A 7,804-nucleotide genomic window follows, 5' to 3' on the forward strand; every position below is an offset into this window, starting at 1 on the left:
TCGTCTGACGTAGCGGCCTGGAGCCGATTGTCGGCTCACTGTCCCAACTACGACGCTTTTAGTATCTCTGACGAACGGCAGCTTTTAAGTAGTACTACAAGGCCGCTTGACGTCTCAAATGGGGGCGAGAGCTGAACATTCCCTATCGATCTGCCAGCTATGCGCACGGACGCTGAGGCGGGACAGATCGCGTTCTTTTCGCAACGCAAAAATGGAAAAGATGCCTGAAAGCTAAGTTTAAGCTTGGCTCGATATCAACCCTTTCCGGGCTGAGGCGATGTGGCGGCGCATAAGCAATTCGGCCAGCTCTACGTCACGGTCTGCAACCGCTTCAACGATGCGCTCGTGCTCAGCCAAGGCGCGCTGTGCACGGCCCGGTACGATGCGGTGCTGCATACGATAGAGGCGGAACAGGGTGTAGTATTCGCCGCACAGCAGATCAAACAAGTGCTGATTGCGACCAACTCGGGCGATCATAAAATGAAAGTCGGAATTGGCCGTTGCCTGCCAATAGACCAAGGCGTCAGGCTCAGATAAGGCGCCGCGATGGCGCTGCAGCATGGCCCGCAATTCATTGATCTCGGCATCGGTCGCATGCTCGGCGGCCTGGCGAGCGGCCAAGCCTTCGAGCACTTCGCGAATGGTGAATAGCTCCAGCGCATCACTTGGGGTGGGTACGACAACGCGCACACCCTGGCGGGGTGCGCGTGTCACAAGTTTGCGTTCCTCAAGGCGTCGAATAGCCTCGCGAAGTGGTCCACGGCTCACGCCGTATTGAGCTGCAAGCCGAGGCTCACTGAGTTTCGCACCCGGCGCGAAAGTGCCTAAAACAATGGCTTCGCTCAGTTGCTCGAACAACTGGTCGGTCAGCAACCGTTCGTCGGTACCTTCGCTTGGCCCCAAGATCTGCTCCATATTACTCGCTCGTCGCGTAACGCTTTTCGAGGGTGTCGTAGAAAGGTTTGTTCACGAGGCGCTGACGTTCCTTGAAGGTCGCCACCGGCCCCCTTTCGTCAAGACTGCCATCGGCCTTGAGCTGCCCAAGCGCATTCTGCATGCCGTAGACAGCGCCTTGCAAAGCTACGTTGGCGTAGAGGACCAGCTTAAAGCCCATCGTGCCCAGCTCTGCTAGGGGTAAAATGGGTGTGCGGCCACCAACCACAAGGTTGACCAGTTGTGGTGTCTTGGGGAGGCGGGCTGGGATCGCCCGCAGTTCCTCTACGCTCTCGGGCGCTTCCACGAAGGTGATGTCAGCACCATCCTCGATGAAAGCCTGTGCCCTCTCTATGGCGGCATTGGCACCCAGCGTCGATCGCGCATCGGTGCGCGCAACGATGAGCAGGTTGGAATCCTGACGTGCATCGGTGGCTGCCTTGATGCGGCTCCTCGCTTCATCGAGCGAGACAACGTCTTTACCGGCAAAGTGCCCACAGCGCTTGGGGTTAACTTGATCCTCGATCTGAATGGCACTCGCCCCAGCACGTTCGAGCGTTCGGATTGTGTGCCGTACATTGAGCGCATTGCCAAAGCCGGTATCGGCATCGACGATAATTGGCAGGTCGGTGGCATCGCGGATGGTGGCAGTATGCTGGGCAATCTCGGGCAAGCCAATAAAGCCAAGATCTGGCATGCCAAGATAGGTATTGGTAAGGCCAGCCCCAGAAAGGTATATGGCCTCAAACCCCATGTCCGCGATTATCCGTGCCGCCAAAGCATTGGCCGCGCCGGGGAGCAGCAGGACGCGATCCTCGGAAAGCCGTTCACGGAAAGACCGATTTATCTCGTGGTTCAGCATTAGATATTACTCAAGACCGTGGTCGAAAATACCCTGGCCAGTTGGCTTGGATGGCGAGACGCGGCCAAGCTGTAGGGCCGGGATCAAAGCGTCGAGTGCGCCTGCGGGCAGTGTCGCAAAGGCTTTTGCGGCCGCGAGAAACGTCTTGCGCTCGCTGTCCGATAGGTCGTCCATCGTCAACGTATCGAATTTGTTGGCATAGTCCTGCCATGTCCAAGGGTGATTGCCGTTGGGATGTGCATCGGCGACGCCGCGTTCACCAGTGATGACCTGACCATCGTCGAGCGTCACAATGATCTTGCCGCCAAAGGCGCGCTTGGCTGGGTTCGGATCGAGATAGCGGATAGTCCAAGATGGCTCTTCCACGGTCGCGATCTTGTGCCAGAGCGCGACTGTCGATGCCGTCCTCGCCCGCTCGCGAGTGTAGGAGTTGACGTGGTGCCAGTTCCGGTCCTCTAGCGCGACTGCAAGGATGTACATGATGGAGTGGTCAAGCGTCTCACGGCTCGCTTCTGGATCCATCTTCTGCGGATCGTTGGCGCCAGTGCCGATAACGTTATGGGTATGATGGCTGGTTTCGAGCAAAATATCTTTGACCTTTGTCAGGTCTCCGATCTGCGCGGATAAATCAATAGCAAGATCGATGAGGGCTTGTGCCTGATATTCAGCGGAATGGGCTTTGGTATAAGTCTCCATGATACCGCGTGGGCTCTCACCGACAGCTGGGAGCGAGACTTCGTAGGCTTCGTTCTTACCGCCAAGCATCCAGGCGAGAACCGACTCTTCGCCTTCGTAAATTGGCGACGGCGAGGCTTCGCCACGCATGGCGCGGTCCACGCACTCGGTGGCGAGCTTGCCCGAGAAGCCCGGCACATAGGCCTTCCAGGAGCTGATCTCCCCCTTGCGCGATTGGCGTGTGGAGAAACTCAGATGTACCGCTTGGTTGACCGCTTGGAAGATGATTTCCGTCGGCAGGCCAAGCATCGCGCCGATACCAGCGGTCGTTGCTGGGGCCAAATGCGCGACGTGATCCTTTTTATACTTGTGCAGAGAAATTGCTTTCACCAGAGCGACATGCACTTCGTAGGATACGGCGATGCCGCGCGCCAAAGCGCTTCCATCAAGTCCCATCTGCTGGGCCACAGCGATCAGAGGCGAGATCGCATCGCCGGGATGCGAATAGTCGGCAGCCAAGAAGGTATCATGGAAGTCCAGCTCACGAACCGCAGTGGCATTTGCCCACGCGGCCCATTCCGCATCGACCCGCACATCACTGCCAAGTCCATAAACCGTTGCGCCACCTTTGCGCGGATGGGCTAGAGCCATCGCGCGTGCTGCAGCCACAGGCGCACGATTTATCGCCGCTAGGCCGACACTGGCGTTGTCGACAATACGGCAGGCGATCATGTCGACCACGTCGGCATCAAGCGGACCGCAATGCGCGGCAAACTCTGCGATATGCCAAGCCAGTTGATGCTCGCGTGGCAGATTTGCGGCGGAAGGGTGAACTTTTACGCTATAGGTATTCATGCTCGGAAAATTTTCCAATTCAGATAATTAGGCGTTCGCGCGAAGGCGCTTAAGCACAATGGGCAGTGCCAGAAGCAGCACGGCGAGAGTGATGAGAACGGCCGAGAGCGGGGTCGAGATCAGGACCAGCGGATTACCCTGTCCGGCCGCAAGCGCGGTGCGCAGCTGTGTTTCGGCCATGGGGCCAAGGATCAGGCCGATCAGTACGGGCGCGATGGGGAAATCATAGACCCGCATCACATACCCGCCCAGCCCAACGACCAGCATAATGGTTAGATCCATCCATGATCCCGCCAGCCCCCAGACACCAATCATGGCGAAGACGAGAATGCCGGCGTAGAGCTGTGGGCGCGGAATGCGCAGCAACTGCACCCACATCCCAACCAGAGGCAGGTTCAGCACTAACAGCATCACATTGCCCACATAGAGCGAGGCGATTAGGCCCCAAATCAGGGCGGGATTAGAGGTGAAGAGAAATGGGCCTGGCTGTAAGCCATAGTTCTGAAAGGCTGCCAACAGCACTGCCGCCGTTGCGGAGGTCGGCAGACCAAGGGTGAGCAGCGGCACAAGAATGCCAGCCGCAGCCGCGTTATTCGCTGCCTCCGGCCCGGCAACGCCTTCGATAGCGCCTTTGCCAAATTCTTCGGGATATTTGGTGAGCTTGCGCTCAAGTGTATAGGACAGCATCGTCGGAATTTCCGAGCCGCTGCCCGGCAAAGCACCCATTGGGAAGCCGATCGCTGTACCGCGAAGCCAAGGCTTCCAAGAGCGTGCAAAGTCTTGCTTGGTCATCCAGAGCTGACCCTTGATGGGGGCCATGACGCCGGGCGTGCTCCGATAGCGGCTCGCGACGTAAAGGATCTCACCCACAGCGAAAAGGGATACCAAGACGACCGTCAGCTGAATGCCGCGTAAAAGCTGCATGTTGCCGAAGGTGAGGCGCGGTTGCCCGGTCATGGAGTCGATGCCGATGACGCCGATCGCAATGCCGAGGAATAATGAAATGAACCCACGGGTGCGGGATGTGCCCATCACCACGGCAACGGAACAGAACGCCAATGCCGTAATGGCAAAATAGTCCGTTGGCTTGAAGTAGAACGCTAATTCCGCCACGGCCGGAGCGGCAAATGTCAAAGCAAGCGTCGCGATGGTACCGGCGACAAAAGAGCCGATAGCAGCAGTTGCCAAGGCGGCAGCGCCACGACCAGCACGGGCCATTTTGTTGCCCTCAAGGGCCGTCATCATAGACCCGGCCTCGCCAGGCGTATTGAGCAGGATCGAGGTCGTCGAACCGCCATACATCGCGCCATATAGTATGCCGGCGAACATGATGAAGGCGGAGGTTGGCGCGAGTGCGGTGGTGACAGGCAGGAGCAGGGCGATCGTCAACGCCGGACCGATGCCGGGAAGAATGCCTATGGCGGTGCCTAGAAGCGAGCCTATCAAAGCCCACATGAGATTCGTTGGCTGCAGCGCAACGCCGAAACCATTCAAAAGAAGCTCGAAAGTTCCCAAGACTTACACTCCCAAAGGCGGGAAGAACCGGCCAAGTTGCAGGCCCAACTGCTTGAACAAGAACCAAGCGGCGCATGCCAGAGCGATGCCGCAGACCAAGTCGAGCATCCAGCGGCGCGAACCAAAAGCGTTAGCAACGAGTACGAACGACAGCGTAGCGGTAAACGGCATACCCAGCGGACCCATCGTCCCAATCGGCAGGGCGACGGCGACAAGTGCGGTCAAAAAAGCGCGCTTATCCATCTTGTTCGAGCCGTCCGCGTCTTCCGCGTCCTGCGCTTCAAAGCTTTCGCCGTTGCGGATTTGGAGCATCAGGATAACACCCAAAATAAGGAGGGCGGCACCAGCTATTGTTACGAAAAGGCCCGGTCCAACAGCGGCGTAGCGCGCACCTTGCGGTAGGCCGAAACCGGCATAAAGCCAAACCAGACCGATCACCATCAAGCCGATGCCAATCCAATAGGGTTTGGCGGGGGCAGCCGCTGCGCTGCCCCCGTGAGTTGACTTTTGACCGTCAGTTGACAAGACCAGCGTCCTTCAAGATCTGGCCTTGACGCTCCGTTTCCTCAGTGATGAAGGCGCCGAACTCGTCACCGGCCAGGAAGAAGTCGTCCCAGCCCTGTGCTGTGAGGACAGCTTTCCAAGCATCGCTCTGCGAGAGCTTGGTGAAGTTCTCTACCCAAGATGCGTAGTTATCGTCTGGAGCGCCCGGAGCTGCCAGAATGCCGCGCCAGTTTGCGATCTCAACGTCATAGCCTGCCTCGTGGAAGGTCGGGACATCTGGTAGATTGCTACGGCGTTCAGCTGAGGTGACGCCGAGGATTTTGATGCGTCCTTGCTCGGCGAATTGAGCAAATTCAGACGTGCCCGAAACACCTGCAGCCAGTGTGCCATTGACGATCGCGGTCACTGTTTCAGCGCCTGACGTCTGCGGAATATAGTTCAGATCGGCAACTGGGATGTCGCCAGCTTGGGCGAGCAGTGCGAGCGAGATGTGGTCAACACCACCAGCAGAGCCACCACCGAGCGCCGCCGCACCAGGGTCAGCCTTGATGCCTGCGACGAGGTCTGCAAGCGTATTGTAAGGCGAGTCAGCAGCAACGGCGATCACCAGATACTCAGCGGTCAACCGGGCAACAGGGCGGAAGTCTGCGAGGTTGATCGGCGAGTTATTGAGCTGGATTGCGCCAACGGTGATGGCCCCGAATACCGCCAACGCGTCAGGCTGGCCAGAAGATGTGCCGAGGAATTCGGCAAGACCCACTGTGCCACCAGCGCCGCCAGTGTTGGTGAAATTCACACCACCCGTGTAGATGCCAGCGTCGTTGAGTGCTTGGAACGCTTGACGGCCGGTGCCGTCCCAGCCGCCGCCAGGATTTGCTGGCAGCATGACGTTAACCTGAGCGCTAGCTGCGTTAGTCCCCAGTGTTGCAATCACAGCTAATGTCGCTAGTGTTTTTGTAAAATGCATATTTTCCTCCCGAACAGACTGTCTCTGCAGGCTTCCCTAGCGCAGACTGTCCATCTGTTCATTCTGTCGACAGAACTGACTTTGAAATCAGAACAAATACGCCATAAAGTGTCAAGGTATGAATTTGTGTCGACATAATTCGCAGTGTGATGCCGAAATTTAGCTTCGGCGTATTCTGCAGGGGGAGCACAATCAGCATCGCTCATTTGCAGAGCTTGGACTGGCTTTATCTCGGTCTTGCCGGCTTACTTTGTTGGTATAACGTCTCCATTCCGCAGTGGAATAGGTGCGGGTCTGCAGACCTGCTGCGGCGATCAAAAAGCACGAAAAGGCAGAACGTAGCGATGTTTGATGCACCAAAGGTCTGCCGCATCCCATCAGCCTAACGACGAGCAGTACTCCCCGCGAGTAACTTACTGAATTAGAGGGGATATATCGCTTTGGATTATAGGTAGCGAGGGGCGTGCGTCTTAACCTCATTTGCTATGTCTCAGCCTATACATCTCTATGAAAAGTGGCTGGGCCCGGAAGAAGCTGCAGGTGCGTAAGCGCGGCGGCCGCAAACGTGCATTGGGAACACGGCGTCCGATCATCGTGCCCGACCAGCCCAATCAGCGCTGGAGCCGGGACTTAGTCAGCGATGCTGTGACCGATGGCCGGCGGTTCCGGGTGCTGACACTTGTCGGTGATCACACAAGGGAATGTCTTGCCCTGATCGTGGACACGTCGCTCTCCCGCAGGCGGGTGGTCCGCGCGCTCGATGCCGTCATTGCACGAAAAGGTAAGCCGTACACGGTGTTCAGCGACAACTGCACCGAGTTCACCAGCATGGCAACCCTGCGCTGGTCTCGGGATCGGCAAATCGATTGGCACTACATCGCACCGGGCAAGCCCATGCAGAACGGCTTCATCGAGAGTTTCAACGGCAGCTTCCGCGATGAGTGCCTCAACGAAATACTGTTCTCGTCACTGGCCGAGGCCAGGACCCGGACCAGCGAATGGAAGGACGACTACAACGACCATAGACCGCATTCCTCGCTGGGCAATCTCACGGCTAGCAAATTTGCCAGCAATCTGGCACCGGAAAAACAGGCCGCTTAGGGCCAAACATCAACTCAAGGACTCTCCGTAAAACCGGAGGGGACTTTGGGGGCGGTGTTCGGCATCAGCACCTGTGTCTCAGAAATGGGTTTGCGATTTAAGGAGAGTTCTGGTCTCGTCTGAGTGACGAAAGACCCAGAATGACGACGAAAACAACGAAGACGAAATCATCCGCAGAGCAGGTTGTGAAGTGTTCGGCATCAGCACCTGTGTCTCAGAAATGGGTTTGCGATTTGAGGAGAGTTCTGGTCTCGTCTGAGTGACTAAAGACCCAGAATGACGACGAAAACAACGAAGACGAAATCATCCGCAGAGCAGGTTGTGAAGGACATTCGCCGCGCGACACGACGACACTTTTCCGCCGAGGACAAGATCCGGATCGTGCTCGACGG

At 57.4% G+C, this 7,804-nt stretch carries 6 protein-coding genes and 1 pseudogene; 1 reads left to right on the plus strand and 6 read right to left on the minus strand.

What is annotated here, in order from left to right; genetic code table 11:
* Positions 1-237: 237 nt before the first annotated feature.
* The 6 genes from HKD40_RS17410 to HKD40_RS17435 are packed head-to-tail and all read right to left on the minus strand — an operon-like array spanning position 238 to position 6,311.
* Positions 238-915, minus strand: coding sequence for a GntR family transcriptional regulator (locus HKD40_RS17410; RefSeq protein WP_169197042.1), 678 nt, complete (start codon positions 913-915; stop codon positions 238-240).
* A 1-nt stretch (position 916) separates the two neighbouring features.
* Positions 917-1,795, minus strand: a complete 879-nt coding sequence (locus HKD40_RS17415; protein ID WP_169197043.1) for an isocitrate lyase/PEP mutase family protein — start codon at positions 1,793-1,795, stop codon at positions 917-919.
* A 6-nt stretch (positions 1,796-1,801) separates the two neighbouring features.
* The gene (locus HKD40_RS17420) at positions 1,802-3,325 is read right to left on the minus strand and encodes an MmgE/PrpD family protein (protein WP_169197044.1); all 1,524 of its coding nucleotides are present in this window, start codon (positions 3,323-3,325) and stop codon (positions 1,802-1,804) included.
* Between the two features lie 27 nt (positions 3,326-3,352).
* Positions 3,353-4,840: a tripartite tricarboxylate transporter permease gene (locus tag HKD40_RS17425; protein WP_169197045.1), complete on the minus strand. Its 1,488-nt coding sequence runs from the start codon at positions 4,838-4,840 to the stop codon at positions 3,353-3,355.
* A gap of 3 nt (positions 4,841-4,843) precedes the next feature.
* A complete protein-coding gene (locus HKD40_RS17430) occupies positions 4,844-5,365 on the minus strand; it encodes a tripartite tricarboxylate transporter TctB family protein (protein ID WP_248306128.1) in 522 nt (173 codons plus the stop codon).
* Complete coding sequence (locus tag HKD40_RS17435; RefSeq protein ID WP_169197046.1) at positions 5,355-6,311, minus strand: tripartite tricarboxylate transporter substrate-binding protein; 957 nt, start codon at positions 6,309-6,311, stop codon at positions 5,355-5,357. The genes HKD40_RS17430 and HKD40_RS17435 overlap by 11 nt, the downstream gene beginning before the upstream one ends.
* Before the next feature lie 528 nt (positions 6,312-6,839).
* Here HKD40_RS17435 and HKD40_RS17440 point away from each other — a divergent pair.
* Positions 6,840-7,412: pseudogene (locus HKD40_RS17440) on the plus strand (integrase core domain-containing protein); the annotation flags it as partial.
* Positions 7,413-7,804 lie beyond the last annotated feature (392 nt).

Origin of the sequence: Devosia sp. MC1541, assembly GCF_012847305.1 — a bacterium.
Lineage (GTDB): Bacteria > Pseudomonadota > Alphaproteobacteria > Rhizobiales > Devosiaceae > Devosia.

Coding starts and splice junctions, on each gene's coding strand:
- HKD40_RS17410 (WP_169197042.1), bottom strand. CDS start 915: ATGGAGCAGATCTTGGGGCCAAGCGAAGGTACCGACGAACGGTTGCTG.
- HKD40_RS17415 (WP_169197043.1), bottom strand. CDS start 1,795: ATGCTGAACCACGAGATAAATCGGTCTTTCCGTGAACGGCTTTCCGAG.
- HKD40_RS17435 (WP_169197046.1), bottom strand. CDS start 6,311: ATGCATTTTACAAAAACACTAGCGACATTAGCTGTGATTGCAACACTG.
- HKD40_RS17420 (WP_169197044.1), bottom strand. CDS start 3,325: ATGAATACCTATAGCGTAAAAGTTCACCCTTCCGCCGCAAATCTGCCA.